A 17,222-nucleotide genomic window follows, 5' to 3' on the forward strand; every position below is an offset into this window, starting at 1 on the left:
GTCACCCGATCACGCGAAGATGACAAAGCGTCCGCCGTCGACGGTGGCGCAGGAGTGGCTGGTGCGGTGTCCGGATGGGAAACGATAAATGCAGCGTCTGGTGTGACCGCGAGCGGGTGCGCGCCTGCTCGTGCCTCGCCAGAGAGCTTCTTGCGCCACAGGCCGAAGGTACTGACGGCGAGCCCCTGCTCACGACAGAAACGTCGAAGGCCCAGTCCGCTTGTGGTCCATGCCATGACCATCTCGCGCCAGAATGCTTCGCCTTGCCGGGGGCGCCGTGCGCCCGTCGGTACGGCCTCGCCCGTTGCATCGTCCATCGCATTGCTCCGTCGTTACGATGGCATCACCTTCGCACTGCGCTTACGAGCGTTCAAGACGGGATGCGCTGACGGATACGCCGGAACCGATGCTGCCGCATCTGTCGGGTCAGGAAGTGTTGTAGTGGCGAGCACGAGCGTCGGCAACAATGCCGCCGCGCCGGGCAGCGCCGCGGTAAACATTCGCATGGATTTTTCTCGTCGTAAGTCACCTGGATGGCCGACGGGCGGCCATCAGGTCGAAATTCCGCGTCGCGGCTTCGGCCGCGACAGAAGGACTAGACGAGGGAGATACGGGGAGGTCGTTCGATGCCGCCGGTCAGAAACGACGCGACACGGTCCGATGTGGGAAACAGAACTGCAAAATGAACAACGTCGGCAGATGTCGCCACTGTGGGGGCTGCTGGCAAGGCCCCGCCGAAACAGCAGGACGCGCAGGTCGAGCACGAGTGGGCATGGTGCATATCGCCGCCATGGGAATGGCCGTGATGGTCACCGTCAGCCATCGTCACATCATGCGAGTGACCGTGACGCGGAGTCGACTCGTCCGTGTCCACATGCTGCGCGGACGCGACATCACTCCCGAAATGCGAAGACCCGCATTTCATGGAGACGGCCGCGAACGACTGAACCGGAAGGCTCAATGCCAGCAGCACGATGACGAAGAGTTTGCGCCAGTAAGACATGGGTTGCAGTCTAGCACGCAGTTTAAGAGGACTGTAAGGCCGAGACCGTCTCACGGTGTAACTGTTTGCCCCTTGGCCACAACAGCCAGGTCGACGTCGCAAGCCAGGCCGAACGGACAACTTTCACCTTATATTTTCCGCGCCCGGCCGCCGTCCAGGCGGTTGGACGGACACCAAGGGCAGGCGCATCACGCAGGCACTTGACCTTCCTACCATGGGAAGGTTCATGCTAAGGGTTCTGATTTGGTACTGGAGGCAAAAATGAAATTCGAGGTTAAGGATATGTCATGCGGCGGGTGCGCCAACTCGATTACGCGCGCCATCACCAACGTCGACCCGGCAGCCAGGCTGGACATCGATGTCACCACCAAAATCGTGAAAATCGATTCGGCGCTGCCATTGGACCGACTGGTCGCCGTCATCGAAGAGGCAGGATTCCATCCCACTGTCAAATGCTGACGACGCCGTCGCACGGAGGTAGACGAAATGCGGTTCCCTTTTGGCGCCTTACTTTTGATGTTCGCGTTTCAGCTTCCCGCTCATGCTGAGAACGTCATTGTGCTGAATTCGGCCGACGCGAGCGTGAGCCTGATTGATGAGGCAACGCAAAAGGTGGTCGATACCTTCCCGGTGGGAAAGGAGCCCCACCACGTGATGGCGACCCCCGACAATCAGTCGCTAATTGTCGCGAACTCCGTGGCCAACAATCTCGTCTTTCTTGACCCGAAGTCTGGCAAGGTTCAAAGGTGGGTGCCCGACATCGAAGACCCGTACCAGCTCGGCTTCTCGTACGACAGGAAATGGTTCGTCACGAACGGTCTGCGGCTTGACCGGGTCGACATCTACCACTACGACGGAAAGAACGTCACGTTGGCGAATCGCGTGCCATTGTCGGCGATGCCGAGCCACATGATTTTCTCGGCGGACAACAAGATTGTTTTCGTCACGTTGCAGGTTTCAGGCGAAGTCGCGGCAATTGACCTCGCTACGCAAACGGTGCTCTGGAAGATGCCGGTCGGCAAGGCGCCGGCCGGTCTCTGGCTCACGCCAGGGGACAAATATCTACTGATTGGAATGACAGGCGCTGACTACGTGGCCGTTATCGATTGGCGCGCGCGCAAAATCGTGAAGACCATTCATACGGACAAGGGTGCCCATAATTTCCGGTCGCTCGTCGACGGGCAGCACGTTCTGGTGTCGAACCGGGTCGGTAACACCATCAGCATCCTCGACCAGAACAGTCTAACCAACGTTGGGACTATCACCGGTCTGCTGCCAGGCCCAGACGACATGGAGCTGACGCCCGACAAGCGATACCTGTGGGTGACCTTCCGGTTCACCCGCTACGTCGGCATCATCGATATGAAAACGCTGAAGCTCGTCAACACCATCAAGGTCGGAAAATCACCTCACGGCATTTACTTCTATAACCGCGCGCCGCTGGTATAGGAGTCTTCACGCAGAAGGTTGGTATTTTTCAGGACCGGCGACCGCGAGATGATGCGGATGATGGAAAGCGGTCAGCACGACCACGGTGGGCATGAGCACCATGCCTCCCATGGCCATACACACCATCAACATCACGGCCACTCAGAATGACCTTTCCCAACAGGAGATTGAAGATGAAAAGCCTTTTTTCCATCCGAGTCGCGCTTATCTGCACAGGTGCCGCATTGACCATTGCCGCACTTCCCGCGAACGCCCAGCAAAGTGCATCCATGCCCGGAATGAATATGTCCAGTTCGGCGGATACTGGCTCAAGCCCGTCAACATCAGCGTTCAAGGAAGCGGACGAAAAGATGATGAAGGAGATGAGCGCGCCCCCATACGGTGGGAACACCGACAAGGACTTCGTGGCGCACATGATTCCTCATCATCAGGGCGCCATCGACATGGCGAAGGTGGAGCTGAAGTACGGCAAGGACCCCGACATGAAGCGGCTGGCCAAGAGTATCATCAAGGCACAAAATGAGGAAATTGCGTATATGAAGAAGTGGCAGGCCAAGCACGCTGGCGAATGATGGTGTAATACGCAGACAGATTGCTGACCTGCAGCGCGTGCAGCCGGTGACAGGCTGGAGTGGCGATGGACGACCGTGCTCGTCGCAAGGACAGACGTAAAACCCTGACGGAGCGAACGACGTCGGCGATGCGGGAGCGACTCGAAGGTCGAGGCGCGCGGGTGTTCCTGCCATTTTTCGGCCCGGCGGTGGTCGTCTCAATCGCCTACATGGACCCGGGGAACTTCGCGACGAACATTCAGGCTGGCGCGAAGTACGGCTATACGCTCCTCTGGGTTGTGCTGCTGGCAAACCTGATAGCCATGCTGTTTCAGGCGCTCTCCGCAAATCTCGGGATAGTTACCGGGCGAAACCTCGCGGAGCTTTGCCGCGAACACCTCCCCAAGCCGCTCGTCCTTCTCATGTGGGGTGTGAGCGAGGTGGCCGCGATGGCAACGGATTTGGCGGAGTTTCTTGGCGGAGCAATCGGCCTGTCACTGTTGTTCCACATGCCGTTGTTTGTCAGCATGGTGGTCACAGCTCTCGTAACCTATGCGCTTCTGTTGTTTGAGCGCGCCGGTTTCCGTCCACTCGAGCTGGCAATTGGAGGACTGGTCGGAGTGATTGGCTTGTCCTACCTGGCCGAGCTATTCATCGTGCCAATTGGGGTGCCGTCAATAAACGGGTTTTTTCGTACGCTAAGGTCTCGCCCTGATCGGCTTAGTGGCGCGCAACGGACGGAATCGCCCTCTGGCGACGCGTTTGTTCGCGTGCCATACGTAGTCGCCCGTCAGGTTGATATGATTCCAGCCCAGCGGTGCGACGTGCGGGATCAGGCTCTCGTCAATCTCGCGCTGCTGGCGTAAGGCGGCAATCGATCGCTCCAGATATACGGTGTTCCACAACGTGATCGCCGCCACTACCAGATTCAGGCCGCTGGCCCGGTAGCGCTGGTTTTCATAGGAACGATCCCGGACTTCACCTAGCCGATAGAAGAACACCGCCCGTGCCAGCGAGTTGCGGGCTTCGCCCTTGTTCAGTCCGGCAGACACTCGGCGGCGCAACGCCGGGTCCTGGAGCCATTTCAGCGTGAACAGCGTGCGCTCGATGCGGCCGAGTTCGCGTAGGCCGACAGCGAGGCTGTTCTGCCGCGGATACGCGCTGAGCTTGCGCAGGATGAGTGAGGCCGTCACCGTGCCTTGCCGGATCGACGCGGCCAGCCGGACCACGTCGTCGAATTCCCGTTCGATCAGTTTCCGGTTGATTGAACCGCCAATCAGCGACGACAGCGCCGGCCAGTCGCCCGGCTTGCCGGGCACGTACAGATTCTTGTCGGCAAGATCGGCGATGCGCGGCGCAAACTCGAATCCGACGAAGTGACACAGCGCGAAAACGTGGTCGGTGAAACCCGCCGTGTCCGTATAGTGCTCCTCGATACGCAGCTCGGACTCGTGATACAGCAAGCCATCGAGCACATGCGTGGCGTCGCGCACTGGTGAATTGATGACCTTGGTGTGGAACGGGGCGTACTGGTCGGAGAGATGCGTATAAAACAGCACGCCAGGTTCGTTCGTTGCCGTACTTCGCATTGCGATATCCGGAAGCTTGGCCGTGCCCTCCGGCGCGGAACCGCTGACCGTCCGACGACGAGGTTGTGCCTTCGCCCCAGTATGCTGCGAAGGGCAAGCCATGCTGGTAGTTGACCAGCTCGGCCAACCCTTTCTGATAGGTTTCGTCGCGGATGTACCAGGCTACCAGCCACGACAGTTTCGCCACGCTTGTGCCCGGACATGCATCGGCCATCTTCTCCAGCCCGAGATTGAACGCATCTGCAAGAAGCGCCGTCAGCAACAGCGTCCGGTCGGGCGGCTCGGAGTCACTTTTCAAATGGGTGAAGTGTCGCGTGAAGTCGGTCCACTGATCGACCTCGAGCAACAGATCCGTGATCTTTACGCGCGGCATCAGGTCATAGACCTGCCGCATGAGCATATCGGCCGCGGCCGGCGTCGCGTCGTCGAGCGGCGTGATCTTGAGCCCTTTGTCGTTCAGTTCGACGTCCGGCAATTCGCCGGCCGCGGCAAGCCGTGCCGTTTCGTCAAGCGACTCGCGCAAGCGCGCGAATCGCTCATCGAGATAGGCGGTCGCCGAGGTGTTCACGGCCAGACCGAGCCGATTCCTATGATACTCGTCGTCGAACGTTGCACGCGGCATCAGGTATTCGTCGAAATCCTTGAACTGCCGGCTACCGATCACCGACACGTCGCCCGAACGAAGCGCGTTTTTCAGCTCGCTCATCGCGGCCAGCTCATAGAACCTGCGATCAATGCCGCCGTCCTTGAACACGAACCGCCCCCAGCGCGGCTTGACGAAGGCCGTCGGCGCATCGGCCGGCACTTTCCGGACGTCGTTATGGTTCATTTCGCGCAAGGCGTCGATCGCGTTCATCAGGTCCTGGCGGGCCGATGCTGCGCGGAAATCAAAGGTGTCGAGGAAGGTTGGCGAATAGCGACGCAGCTGCGTGTAATGGTCCACCAGCAACGCGGTTGAATCAAACTCTGCATCACGTGCGAGCAACTCGGCCTCGTGCACGCTCGCCATAAAGGTTTCCCACGGCACGATCGCTTCGATCGCCTGAAACGGATCGGCGCCCGCTTCCTTTGCCGCGATCAATGCGGCCCCCACCTTCGCGTATAGGCGGACCTTGTCGTTGACCGCCTTGCCTTCGGCAGCGAAGCGCTTCTCATACTTGTGTCTGGCCTTGGTGAAGAACGAACCGATCAGACGGTCATGCAGATTAAGAATCTCGTCGGTCAGCGTCGCGGCGATGTCAAGCAGGATCGCGACAAGCGTCGCGTGACGCCGATCGGTTTCATATTCTTCGAGGTGGTAGACAGCCGTCTGTCCGCCTTCCCGCGCCAGGCGTAGCAGCCGGTTTTGATGAACAGTGTGCCCGATGTCCGGTGGCAGACCGAGCGATCGGATCGCCTGCAAGCGTTCGATATGTGCGAGAACAGCCTTCGTACTAGGCTCGCCCGGTGATTGCCGCAACCAGGCCAGCCTGCTGACAGGCCGGTCGGGCCGCGGTAACAGGAGCTGGTCGAGCGCCGAGCGCAACTCAATGGTCAACGGCGTGGTCAGCAGCCGATGCACTTCGCGCTGTGCGCGCGTGGCGACCGCGGCGCAGAGCTTGTCAAGAGCGGCGACTGGCGGCAATAGCACACGTCGTCGCCGCAGTTCGTCGACTGCGGCCTGTGCCAGCACGACGCCTTGTGTCGTCTGCATCGCGATAGGTAACAGGAACTCGACCAGCGCGCGATAATGCTGCCGACCGAATTGCACCAGGCCCAGTTTGCTCAGGAGTTCCTGCAGATGTTCCCGTCGCGTCTCGTCGCGTGTAGCGTACACGTCCCAAACCGCGGGGGTGACGCCCAATTGCGCTGCAACGATGCCGATGATCGGCGCATGCGGCTTCTCGGTCGGCCCCAATGCCCGACCTGGAAATCGCAGGTACACCATCAACACCGCGATGCCGAGGCGATTGTGTCCGCCTGATGCTGACGCACAAACGCGAAGTCCTCCGTCGACAACGTGGCCAGACGGATCAGCTCGCTTGCATCGTCCGGAAAGGCGAACAGCTGAAAACGTTGCGCAGGCGTCAGAATCTCGCGTCGAGGCATGGCTTTCCCCGGTCACGCTAACGCAGTAGTATGGCATTTAACTAATGTTTATGGCCATGCCCAGATGATGGCGCGCGAGACAAGCCCCAGCGGGCCTTCCGGGCCGACGTTTTTGCGGGGTTTTTGGCCACCGAGGAATGCCATGCGTGCAGCACTCTATGCCCGTGTCTCGACCCATGACCAGCAGACCTTGCCACTGCAGATGGCTGAAATGCGCGAATACGCGGCGAAGCGCGGCTGGCATGTTGTTCTGGAAGTCGAGGAAGTTGGATCAGGAGCCCGTGTCAGACCGAGACGCGAAGAGCTGATCAAGGCGGCCAGACGCCGCAAGATCGATCTCATTGTTGTCTGGCGTCTCGACCGGTGGGGCCGATCGCTCCTCGATCTGATCTCGACACTCCAAGAGCTGCTTTCTCTTGAAGTTGGCTTCGTTTCCCTGTCTGACGCGCTCGATATGACGACGCCAGCAGGCCGCGCGCTTGCCGGCATGCTGGCAGTGTTTGCGGAATTCGAGCGCGATATCCTGCGCGAGCGCGTGAAGGCAGGCATCGCTCACGCCAGACGTCAGGGCAAGCCGCACGGTCGACCCCCTAGTGTCGTGTTCCGGGCTCCGGAGGCGCAGGCGCTGTTTGCACAAGGACTCAGCAAACGGGAAATTGCCAAACGCCTCAATGTCAGCCGGACGTCCGTGCGTCGTCTCATCAGCGCAATCGACGGTACCTCGGGTGGCACTGCCGCCTAGGGCACGTTTCCGTCGATCAGAACCTGACCGTCATGCAATGCGAATCCCCTGAGGAACATCATGAAAGCACGTCGGACCGACCCCCTGCGCGGACTCGCTGCGTACCTGGACCAGCGGCGGGCATCGGTTACGCAGCGGTGGGTGGAAGCGGTTCACGCGGAACCGCGCCTTCAGCAAGCCTTAACGCTGACCGCCGATCAACTCATTGATCACGTACCGGAGATCTATGCCGAGGTTATTGCCGCGCTGAAAATCGATGGACGGGCGGAGATGCCGCTCGCGCTCGAACGCAACGTCCGGCTGCATGGCAACTTCCGCTGGACGCAGGGCTATCGCCTCGATGAGCTGTTCCAGGAAATGGATCTGCTGCGGCAAATCATGCAGGACGCGGTGGCGGACTATTTCGCGCAGGAGGCAGACCATCCGCGAACGTTCGAGGCGCAAGCGCAGCGAACCGTTCAGGACCTGTTCAGTGCCATGGTCCAAAGCTCGATTGTGCAGGTGCTGGAAGACCAGGAGCTGCGCATCGGCGCGTCGCTTGACGCTCGCGACCGCGCGCAGGCCGCCGAGCGCAACAGCAAGGAGCGGTTGCGCATCGCGGCTGACGCTGCCGGGCTGGGCATTTTCGAATGGGACCTGGCGGAACGGCGCGCCCTCTGGGAAAACGCGCGAATGTACGAGATCACCGGCCAGCGCCCCGAGGATGGTCCCCTGTCGGGCGAGGAGTTCACCCAGGTTATCGTCCATCCGGACGACGCTTCCGGAATGGCGCGAGACTTTGATAGCGGCAAGGTCTCCGGTGGCCAGGTGCATACGGTCTTCCGCATCTTTCGCAGGGGCGACTCGGCGTTGCGCGTCCTCCAAATGTCCGGCCGCTTCCAGTTTGGCGATGACGGCGTCGCGCGCTGTTTTATTGGCGCGCTCGCGGACATTACCGACCGCAAAAAGGCCGACGATGCATTGCAGGAAGCGGATCGTCAGAAGGACGTGTTTGTGGCCACGCTGGCTCACGAACTCCGTAACCCGTTGGCGCCGATCCGCGCCGGTGCTCACGCGATGAAGCACTATCAGGCCGCGCTCCCCGCGCAGATCCAGTGGGTGCAACAGGTCATTGAACGGCAAAGCCGCCATCTTTCATCGCTGCTGGATGATCTGCTCGACGTGTCGCGGATCAGGACCGGCAGGATCAAGCTGAAAAAAAATGTGTGCGCTCTACGCGAAGTTATCACGGCAGCGATGGAGACCAACCGCCCCCTCGCGGACGCGCGCCGGCAACAGTTGACCGCAAGCCTTCCCGCCGAACCCGTCTTCGTGAATGGCGATTCGACGCGGCTGACACAGGTCGTCTCGAACCTGCTCGACAACGCCATCAAATATACCGCGGACGGTGGCGAGGTCCGTTTGAGCGGAAATGTAATGGACGATCACGTGTTCATCTCGGTCGAAGACACAGGAATCGGGATTGAAGCGACGATGTTGCCCCACGTGTTCGATCTGCTGGTCCAGGCTGATCCGCTGATGCAGGACTCACAAAGCGGGCTGGGCCTTGGATTGTGGGTCGCGCGATCGGTGATCGAACTGCATGGTGGTGAAATTTCCGCAACGAGTGCAGGCCCTGGCAAAGGCAGCCGTTTTACCGTGCGCCTGCCAGTCGTACCGGCACCCCTCGTCCAGGCTGCTGAAAGCGAAGCCGTCGCACACCCGGGTAGCCGGCGGCTGCGGATACTGATCATCGATGACCACCGTGATGGCGCTGACTCGCTCGCCCTCGTCCTGCGCATGGAGGAACATGACGTCAGGACAGCGCAGGATGGTCCCAGCGGACTGCAGGCGGCGACTGCATGGTCGCCCGACGTGATCCTGCTGGATATCGGACTGCCCGGGATGAGTGGATACGATGTCGCCCACGAACTGAGGGCGTTGCCGGAAACCCGCGACTCGGTATTGATCGCACTGTCGGGGTTCGGCGGCGACGCAGACATTTCGCGCTCGACGGAGGCCGGCTTCACGAAGCATCTGGTCAAACCGGTCGATCCGGATCAGCTCATCCAGACATTGCGCGACATCGGACGAGTCCGGTAATCGGAGGACCGCGTTCGTCAAAAACGGAGGGCATTGCAATGAACGAAATGACCGTCGTCGAACGAATCCGGGCGCGCGCGTACGAACTCTGGCAGCAGGACGGCGGCCTCGAAGGATGCGCAGACGAGTACTGGCATATGGCTCGTGCGCTCATCGAAAAAGAGATCGCCGGTCAGGACCCGTCACAAGGTATTGATCAGGATGCCCAGCCAGAAGAGTAGTTGGACATTCCGGCATCGGGCCTGCTCCTGCCCAGCCGCAGCTCGGACTGCCGCTTTGCATGTTTCATGCACTCATTTTGCAGCAAGAGCGATTTGACCGCGTCTTAACGTACGAAAAAACCCGTTTATAGACGGCACCCCGAAAACGCACTGGTGTCGGCGTGCCTTACGTTCCTTACGGATACAGCGGACAAGGACAGTTCGGGGTTGACCTTGTTCCAGATAATCCAAAGATCGCCATACCCGTTGTCGGCCAGTGCAAACTGCGTGAATCTGCCTCGTTTACGCTAAAGGACTTGAAGGCTGAGCTCACCAAGACCGACGGGTTTCCGGGTTCAATTAAGCTCTACGTGTTGTATACCACTGCCACGCGGCATGTGAGTATCCAGGATGCTCTTCAAAGTGGTCAATACTTGCATACGAGGAGCAACGGCGAAACCTGCGAGGTACTTATCGTCTACTGGGACGATATTACGGACCTCGAGTGTGTGCCGCCACAGCTTCGCGCACAGATGTTTCCCGGCGCATTTCAGTTGTTCAGCGCGGCCACTGCGCCGGCAGCCGATTCGGCCGCTTTCATCGCTTCTCTGCACACATTCAAGGCATTCGTTCCGACGGTTTTTCCGGTGCAAATGTTCCACTGGCTTGAGAGCTGGAACTTTGCTCTAGGGTACGTTCCGAGCAGCATGTTTAACCGGATTACGAACCTATGCATAGAAATTGACCGCGCGGAGCACGGAAAAAACGGCGTGCATGATTTCCTGTACATTGGTGATCGCTCTGTTCTCGCGAAGTGCCTGCCAGCGGCTGAGCGATTCTTTAGCGCCGTGACGGAATTTCGGCGCGTCATTAACGCGCACACAATTGGCAGCAGCCTTGATGACGGAACCGAAGTTCAAACTCTCGGTGGCTTGCCAAAGGACGCTTGGGCTGGAATCACCGCGCAATGGCTGGAAGCGGCCAAGTGGCTTGCATCAGTCTATCGGCGCGATGTATTAGGTGAGGTATCAGACTGACGCTGGTCGGCGATCAGCCGATCATCAACTCGATGGTCGAAAAGTCCGGATCGTCGCCATGGAGAGCGCTCTGGCATCACGGGTGCGTCATTGTGCCGTGCGATGGGCGTAGACCGCATTAATTATGTCACTTCAGATTTCCCGTGGCATGAGGGTTTCGATCATCGAACTGACAATTTAATTTCCACTCCGAACGAAAATGAAAACGTCACTTCGCGTCAGGGATAGCGCAATAGGGATGAGTTTCATATGGCTTTTCCTCGGTATCTCACGCCACAGCTGATTACTCTGCGCCTGGCGCTTCCTTGTCTAGTTCGTTGTAGTCCTCGGCGGGGTCATCGCCGACCACATCCTCAAATTCGAGCGATTCGGGGAAGACGTCGAGCGCTGCCTCCGTTAGTTCCTCGGCCAACGCGTTGATCGAATCGATCCATTCCTTCGTCGCGATTCCCTTGTCTCCGTTCTGCCAGTTCGCCGACCGATCATCGAATTCGTCTTCAAAGGCGCGATGCACGTCATCGAGCATGCCCCGCGCCGCATCGACCTTTTCGTTATATGCGTCCACGTCTGGTTGCAGCTTCGCACGTGCCGCGGCAACCGCCTCATTGAACACACGCACAGACTCTTCCAACGTGCTCCGCTGCGCCGTCAGTTCTCCGAACGCTGCATCGATGCGCTTCTGATTGAATATTCCACGCCAAAGTGAACAGAGATTCCACGGCAAAAAGAACACGAATTCCACGGCAAAGTGAATGCCGATTCCACGGCAAAAAGAACAAGGTTTCCACGCCATCGCGAACAGGATTTCGAGGTGGCGGCGACGCGGGTCAACAGTGGCACGCTCGACAATTTTGTCGGGGGTGCCGAATGGCAAATGTCAGGTTGACCATGCGCAAAATCAGGGAAGTGCTGCGGTTGCATTTCGAGTGCAATCGCAACCAGAGGGAGATCGCCGATGCGGTCGGCGCCTCGACAACGACGGTGTGGCATTACCTGCGCCGCACGCGGCTGGCGGGCCTGGGCTGGCCGCTGCCGCCGGAACTGCTGACGGATGACGCGGCGCTCGAGGCTAGGCTGTATCCGCCGCCGGCACGGCGCGAGCCAACCCGCGGCATGCCGGACTGGCCGACGGTGCATCGCGAGATCGGCAGGAAAGGCGTCACGCTCGATCTGCTGTGGCAGGAATATAAGGCGCAGCATCCGGACGGCTGCGGCTACAGCTGGTTCTGTAAGGCTTACCAGGAGTGGGCGCAGCGGCTTCCGGTCACGATGCGGCAAACGCATGTGCCGGGCCAGAAGCTGTTCGTCGACTACTCGGGCAAGAAGCTCGGCATCATCAATCCGGGCACCGGTGAAATCCGCCAGGCCGAGCTGTTCGTCGCCGCGCTCGGCGTGTCCGGCCTCACCTTCGCGGAACTCACGTGGACCCAGCAGTTGCCCGACTGGATCGGCTCGCACGTGCGCGCCTTCGCGTTCTATGACGGCCTGGTCGAGATCCTGGTGCCCGACAATTTGAAATCGGGTGTGCACAAGCCCGGATTCTACGACCCCGACATCAATCCGACCTATCAGGAGATGGCCTCGCATTACTCCGTGGCTGTGATCCCGGCTCGCAGTAAAAAACCGAGGGACAAGCCGAAAGCAGAGCTATCGGTCCTCCTGGTGCAGAGATGGGTTCTTGCCCGCCTGCGCAATCAGCGCTTCTTCAACCTGGCCGAGGCCAACCGCGCCATCGCCGCATTGCTGACCGACCTGAACAACCGGCCCTTCAAAAAGTTGCCTGGCTGCCGCCGTAGCGTCTTCGACGAGATCGATCGCCCGGCACTCAGGCCATTGCCCGAGCGGCCGTATCAGTACGCGGAATGGAAGGCCGCACGCGTCGGCCCGGACTATCACGTTGAGCTCGATCAGCACTACTACTCGGTGCCGTACCGCTACGCACGCGAACAGGTCGACATGCGTCACACGGCCAACACCGTCGAAATCTTCCATCGTGGCCAACGCATTGCCGCCCACGGCAAAAGCGCTCGCCCTCGCTACCACACCACGATCGACGCGCACATGCCACCCGAGCATCTGGCTGTCGCGAAAGGCTGGGATCCGCAGCGGCTGCGCAACTGGGCCGCCGACATCGGTCCGCATACGGCGGCCGTCATCCAGCACCTGCTGGGTGCCCGCAAGCACCCGCAGCAATCCTATCGAACCTGCCTGGGCGTGCTGCGCATGGGCAAGGACTACGGGCGCGACCGGCTCGAAGCCGCCTGCCGCCGCGCCATCGATCTAAAAGCGCCGAACTACAAGTTCATTGCCTCGACGCTGAAGAACGGCCTCGACCGGGAGCCCGAAGCGGCTCCCGCCCAGGCTGACCTGCCACTCATGCACGCCAACGTGCGCGGGCCGTCTTACTATCATTGAAAGGGAGTCGTTATGCTGCAACATCCCACTGTCGACAAACTGCACGCGCTGCGCCTGCCTGGCATGGCCGCGGCGCTTGCCGAGCAACAGAGCCAGGACGGCATCGACCGGCTGGGCTTTGAAGAACGTCTGGGCCTGCTGGTCGAGCGCGAAGCCAGCGAGCGTGACTCGCGACAAACAGCGGCCCGGCTACGCCGGGCCAGACTGAAGATCCCCGACGCGTCGCCCGAGGACATCGACTATCGCACCGCCCGCGGGCTGGATCGGGCGCTCACCGCCCGTCTGCTGACCTGTGAGTGGATTCGGGAGCGGCAGAACCTGATCCTGGTCGCGCCAACCGGACTCGGCAAGAGTTGGCTGGGTTGTGCCTTCGCAATTCAGGCGTGCCGCCAGGGATTCTCCGCCTGCTATCTGCGCGTGCCGAAGCTCAACGAGGAACTGGCGATCGCGCACGGCAGCGGCCGCTACGCTCGGTGGCTTGCGCAACTGGCCAAGACGGATCTCATCATTCTGGACGATCTGGCGATGGCGCCGCTGACGGATTCGGCGCGACGCGACCTACTGGAGGTTCTCGATGACCGGCACGGACACCGATCCACACTGGCGACCAGCCAGATTCCCGTGGACCACTGGCACGAGGCGATCGGCGAACCCACCGTCGCGGACGCAATCCTCGACCGGCTCGTACACAACGCTCATCGCATCACGCTCGCCGGCGAATCGCTGCGCAAGACGCGCAGTCGATTGACTGCGAAGCCGCAGTCCGAGTAAAAAGGCAAGGTCCCGCGTCGCTGCGCTCCGCTTGTTCGCGATGGCGTGGAATCCTTGTTCGCTTTGTCGTGGAATCACGATTCACTTTGCCGTGGAATGGCTGTTCTCTTTGCGTGGAATACGCAGACCTTCGGCGCGCCGATCGATTTGTGCCCTGCCGACTCTCCAGCGTTCTTGAGATTCCGCTGGCTTCGGCACGTGAGGGATTCTGTCTTTTCACAGGTCACCCGGCACTGGCATGGGCGGCCACCGAATTGCGTTATTGTCCCGCGTGCCTTGATCTGGGCTTCCACGCGGCGTGGTTTCAGTGGCGATTTATCGAGCGATGCCCTGCGCATGGATGTCGCTTGCGGCGAGGATGCCGCAAATGCGCTGCGGCCATACCGTATGCCCTCAACAGCAGTATGGCAACGCACCCGCTGTCGTGCGCCAGCTGCAACACGTCCTGGGTTCCGGTGCTGGATCGTCCAGCCGGGAGTTGCGCGCCGGTCATCGGCCGTGCTGCGCGAATCCTCAGACGCTGGCAGGTCCATGTCGCCGACGCGATGACGCCAATCGCCGCCACGCCGTATCGGCCTCGCGATCAGGCAACCGGAAGGTTCCTGTCTCAGCCGGCGGCAGGCATCGAAATACGGATGGCACCTCTGGTCCAGCATATTCGGCTATTGAACCGACTGTACGATGTGCCGCCGCCGTCGCCGATAGAACTACTGGCGCGGCATTCCATCAAGGCCGGTGTGACGGGCGAAAGCCGGGTTACTCCACTGCCACGCGAAGATTGGCAAGCTGGCGGGATGCACTATGCCCGGGGCGACTGGCCACATTTCGGCGATGATTATCTGGCATACGAACACGTTTTGCGTCGCGTCGGGCACGAACTCTTCGGTGATACATCCCGGATTGCGCCCGTACGCCTATCCCGGGTGAATCGCTACGATGAAATCGTCGTTCGCACCCGGGACATGGGTACGGATCATGCGACAGCCCTCGGCTGGTCAGTGAGTTGGTACGGATTCTCGCGCACATGGGCACCAGACGATGCGCCATCCATGCCGGCCGTTGGTTTGACTGGCTGGCTTGCCAACGCACCACACCGCCCCGTCGACGTTCCCCCTGCGTGCTGGCGTGAACAGATGTCCGTCTGGCTATCGGAAGACCTCGCGAGATCAGCCTGGGTATGGTCGCGCATTGTGCTATTTATGCGAGCCAGAGGGAAATATCTGCTGCACGGACAACTGGCGCGGCCCTCCAAACTGGCGGACCTGCGCCGGCATCTCTAAAGCGGTGCATAGCCTTTGTAGCCGCCCACAAACATGCTTGCAGATCGTAAAACGCCCGCATTAAAGATTATCAACCCGAAGGGACGTCGGACCTTGAATGACGTGCGGGGTTGCCCGGCAAAGGATCGTCGTGCACGAACTAAACATGTCCACTGCTGCCGGGCAACACGCAGAAGTCGACCAACTGCGGGCGTTCGGCACATCTGTCTGGTTCATCAACAATCGGTGCGCACCCACCGAATCGGCCATTGCGCTTTAAAAGGCGTGCGGTTAGTACCCTTTGGAGGGTCGCATCCTGGCGCGCGTGTGACCATCTAGCCTGATTACTGTGCAGACCGTTCAAGGTTGTCTTTCAATGTTAATCTCCAATGACCAAACGGGGGCTTTGATGCACCGACTGATCGCGTATCGCGGCTTCGAGATTGATGTCGAATTGACTCCGGCTGCTGAAGACACGTTTGACGTGACTTTTCAGATAAAAGGAGGCACTAACCTCGGAGTGCTCGGCGCGCGAGGAGGCCGCATACCACTGCGCAACGGCCCATTCACTGAACGCTGGGCCTACTTGGTAGGCGAAATCGCCGGACAGGCCGCAGTCGACGTGTTGCTTGGCCCAATTGACTGATTGCATCTCTATTTCCCCGACTCGGTGCGCTCAGTGACCGGACCGGGTACGGCCATTTTGAGACCTTCGACTTGCTTTCGGGAAGGGCCGCTGACCGTCGCGTCGATTAACGGCCCTTCCGAAAGCCGGCGACGTGGCGTTTGAGCCGCAGTAACGCAGCTGTGGCAGATACAGGCGAAGACCTGGATAACCAATAGAACGCCAACCGGACGCAGACTCCAGCCAAACGCGGACAGTCCCCCTTTTCGCACGGACACTGCCTTTTTCGTGATGCGCTCGACAATCGGCTGGGTGATGCGGGCTCAGAGCATGAAGCAGGGAACCGTCGAGTTCGCGCCAGCACCCGGACGCCGGATACCGCGGTACCCGACATTGCGCAGGCGATAGCGATGCGCGGCTCGCGTGCAAGCACGAAAACGATGTGCATGAGCGGTCATCTTTGCGATGCCGGCACAACGCAAGCTTTCACATTCACCACGTCACGATTTAGTTTGCTTTTCGATGGCATTGAGCGCATGGTGAAAAGACCAGATGACCTGACCGCCCTTTTTCGCATCCGGACAGGCATGGGTTCATGACGGTCAGTATCGCTTAAGGAGCGCGCCATCATGACCATCCCCATCATCGTATACAGAGGGTACGAGCTACGTGCGTACTCTCATCAGGTATTCCCGCTGCACCGTGACCCGTATGCCAAAGGTCCGCGCCAGTTCTCATCCGTCGTGCGAATTGACACCATTCCCTCCAGCGAGGTCAAGGCCCGGCGCTATGCAACGTTGTTCGACGCGGGAAGTCCCACCACCGCGGGCGACGCCATCGACGTCGCGATGCAATACGGCAAAGACATCGTCGATGGCAAGGTTGAGGCGACCGGACTCTGACACATCGAATGTCAGTCAGTCCAAAGCTTAAGTGGAGCAGGTCATGCAATATCCGCTTTATGTGCACCGTGATGGAGCTGCCGGCTTTCGTGCCAGTTTTCCGGATCTTCCCCGAGCAGTTGCGCGTGGCCATTCGTTCGATGAACTGAAACGCAACGCACAGGAGGTTGTCGAACTGATGTATGACCGCAGCGAGCAACTCATACCCGCCCCCACCTGCAGTACGTCGGAATTGAAGTCGCTCGACATGGACGATGGGAAAGGGATCTGGATGTTTATCGAGATCAATCTGGCGCGGGTTACCTCGAAAGCCGTGAGCGTTCAATTCAGTCTGCCCGAAAGTCTGCTGCAGAGAGTCGATGCTGCAGCAAAAGAGCGTCACTCGACGCGCTCTACGTTCTTTACGCTGGCTGCCGTACAAGAACTTGGGAACCGGGACGAAGGGCAATTGCCCTAGACGCCGGTTGTCTGACGGGTGTCCGCGGACGGATGACATCGCGCGCCACGAC

General features: G+C 60.0%; 17 protein-coding genes and 2 pseudogenes. 14 read left to right on the forward strand and 5 right to left on the reverse strand.

Annotation, left to right across the window (positions count from 1 at the left end; all coding sequences use genetic code 11):
- Together tnpA and PQR02_RS28020 are read right to left on the reverse strand one after the other, a co-directional pair.
- On the reverse strand, positions 1-317 hold a 317-nt coding region (tnpA, locus tag PQR02_RS28015; RefSeq protein ID WP_408239063.1), incomplete at its 3' end, for an IS66 family insertion sequence element accessory protein TnpA.
- 278 nt (positions 318-595) lie between these two features.
- Positions 596-1,003: a hypothetical protein gene (locus PQR02_RS28020; protein WP_408239066.1), complete on the reverse strand. Its 408-nt coding sequence runs from the start codon at positions 1,001-1,003 to the stop codon at positions 596-598.
- Between the two features lie 261 nt (positions 1,004-1,264).
- Here PQR02_RS28020 and PQR02_RS28025 point away from each other — a divergent pair, with 261 nt between their 5' ends.
- Positions 1,265-1,462, forward strand: coding sequence for a heavy-metal-associated domain-containing protein (locus tag PQR02_RS28025; RefSeq protein WP_408239068.1), 198 nt, complete (start codon positions 1,265-1,267; stop codon positions 1,460-1,462).
- Between the two features lie 27 nt (positions 1,463-1,489).
- Positions 1,490-2,452, forward strand: coding sequence for a YVTN family beta-propeller repeat protein (locus tag PQR02_RS28030; RefSeq protein WP_408239071.1), 963 nt, complete (start codon positions 1,490-1,492; stop codon positions 2,450-2,452).
- A 6-nt stretch (positions 2,453-2,458) separates the two neighbouring features.
- Here PQR02_RS28030 and PQR02_RS28035 read toward each other — a convergent pair whose 3' ends face one another.
- The gene (locus PQR02_RS28035; RefSeq protein ID WP_408239079.1) at positions 2,459-2,593 is read right to left on the reverse strand and encodes a hypothetical protein; all 135 of its coding nucleotides are present in this window, start codon (positions 2,591-2,593) and stop codon (positions 2,459-2,461) included.
- Between the two features lie 32 nt (positions 2,594-2,625).
- On the opposite strand from PQR02_RS28035, the gene copM reads away from it, so the two are divergent.
- Entirely contained in the window at positions 2,626-3,024 is a 399-nt protein-coding gene (copM, locus tag PQR02_RS28040; protein ID WP_408239082.1) for a CopM family metallochaperone, read from the forward strand.
- Positions 3,025-3,089: 65 nt separating this feature from the next.
- Positions 3,090-3,677: pseudogene (locus tag PQR02_RS28045) on the forward strand (Nramp family divalent metal transporter); the annotation flags it as partial.
- Between the two features lie 24 nt (positions 3,678-3,701).
- On the opposite strand, the pseudogene PQR02_RS28050 reads toward PQR02_RS28045, so the two are convergent.
- A pseudogene (locus tag PQR02_RS28050) lies at positions 3,702-6,680 on the reverse strand (Tn3 family transposase).
- 142 nt (positions 6,681-6,822) lie between these two features.
- Between PQR02_RS28050 and PQR02_RS28055 the strand changes: the two are divergent.
- From PQR02_RS28055 to PQR02_RS28070, 4 genes are all read left to right on the forward strand, one after another.
- Positions 6,823-7,422 (forward strand): recombinase family protein, encoded by a 600-nt coding sequence (locus PQR02_RS28055; protein WP_408239085.1) that lies wholly within the window; start codon positions 6,823-6,825, stop codon positions 7,420-7,422.
- Positions 7,423-7,482: 60 nt separating this feature from the next.
- The gene (locus PQR02_RS28060) at positions 7,483-9,504 is read left to right on the forward strand and encodes a hybrid sensor histidine kinase/response regulator (RefSeq protein WP_408239088.1); all 2,022 of its coding nucleotides are present in this window, start codon (positions 7,483-7,485) and stop codon (positions 9,502-9,504) included.
- 38 nt (positions 9,505-9,542) lie between these two features.
- On the forward strand, positions 9,543-9,725 hold the full coding sequence (locus tag PQR02_RS28065) for a DUF2934 domain-containing protein (protein ID WP_408239091.1): 183 nt from the start codon (positions 9,543-9,545) through the stop codon (positions 9,723-9,725).
- Between the two features lie 161 nt (positions 9,726-9,886).
- Positions 9,887-10,741, forward strand: coding sequence for a hypothetical protein (locus PQR02_RS28070; RefSeq protein ID WP_408239094.1), 855 nt, complete (start codon positions 9,887-9,889; stop codon positions 10,739-10,741).
- 283 nt (positions 10,742-11,024) lie between these two features.
- Here PQR02_RS28070 and PQR02_RS28075 read toward each other — a convergent pair whose 3' ends face one another.
- The gene (locus PQR02_RS28075) at positions 11,025-11,615 is read right to left on the reverse strand and encodes a hypothetical protein (RefSeq protein WP_408239097.1); all 591 of its coding nucleotides are present in this window, start codon (positions 11,613-11,615) and stop codon (positions 11,025-11,027) included.
- Between PQR02_RS28075 and istA the strand changes: the two genes are divergently transcribed.
- The 6 genes from istA (at position 11,609) to PQR02_RS28105 (ending at position 17,170) form a co-directional block, all read left to right on the forward strand.
- On the forward strand, positions 11,609-13,156 hold the full coding sequence (gene istA, locus PQR02_RS28080) for an IS21 family transposase (RefSeq protein WP_408239100.1): 1,548 nt from the start codon (positions 11,609-11,611) through the stop codon (positions 13,154-13,156). The genes PQR02_RS28075 and istA overlap by 7 nt on opposite strands.
- Before the next feature lie 12 nt (positions 13,157-13,168).
- Entirely contained in the window at positions 13,169-13,927 is a 759-nt protein-coding gene (gene istB, locus PQR02_RS28085; RefSeq protein ID WP_408239103.1) for an IS21-like element helper ATPase IstB, read from the forward strand.
- Between the two features lie 404 nt (positions 13,928-14,331).
- Positions 14,332-15,207, forward strand: a complete 876-nt coding sequence (locus PQR02_RS28090) for a hypothetical protein (RefSeq protein WP_408239106.1) — start codon at positions 14,332-14,334, stop codon at positions 15,205-15,207.
- 388 nt (positions 15,208-15,595) lie between these two features.
- Complete coding sequence (locus tag PQR02_RS28095; RefSeq protein ID WP_408239109.1) at positions 15,596-15,832, forward strand: hypothetical protein; 237 nt, start codon at positions 15,596-15,598, stop codon at positions 15,830-15,832.
- Positions 15,833-16,440: 608 nt separating this feature from the next.
- The gene (locus PQR02_RS28100) at positions 16,441-16,713 is read left to right on the forward strand and encodes a hypothetical protein (protein ID WP_408239112.1); all 273 of its coding nucleotides are present in this window, start codon (positions 16,441-16,443) and stop codon (positions 16,711-16,713) included.
- Positions 16,714-16,756: 43 nt separating this feature from the next.
- Positions 16,757-17,170, forward strand: coding sequence for a type II toxin-antitoxin system HicB family antitoxin (locus PQR02_RS28105; protein ID WP_408239115.1), 414 nt, complete (start codon positions 16,757-16,759; stop codon positions 17,168-17,170).
- Positions 17,171-17,222: the final 52 nt, after the last annotated feature.

This window comes from Paraburkholderia sediminicola (assembly GCF_046026895.1).
Classification (GTDB): Bacteria; Pseudomonadota; Gammaproteobacteria; order Burkholderiales; family Burkholderiaceae; genus Paraburkholderia; species Paraburkholderia sediminicola_C.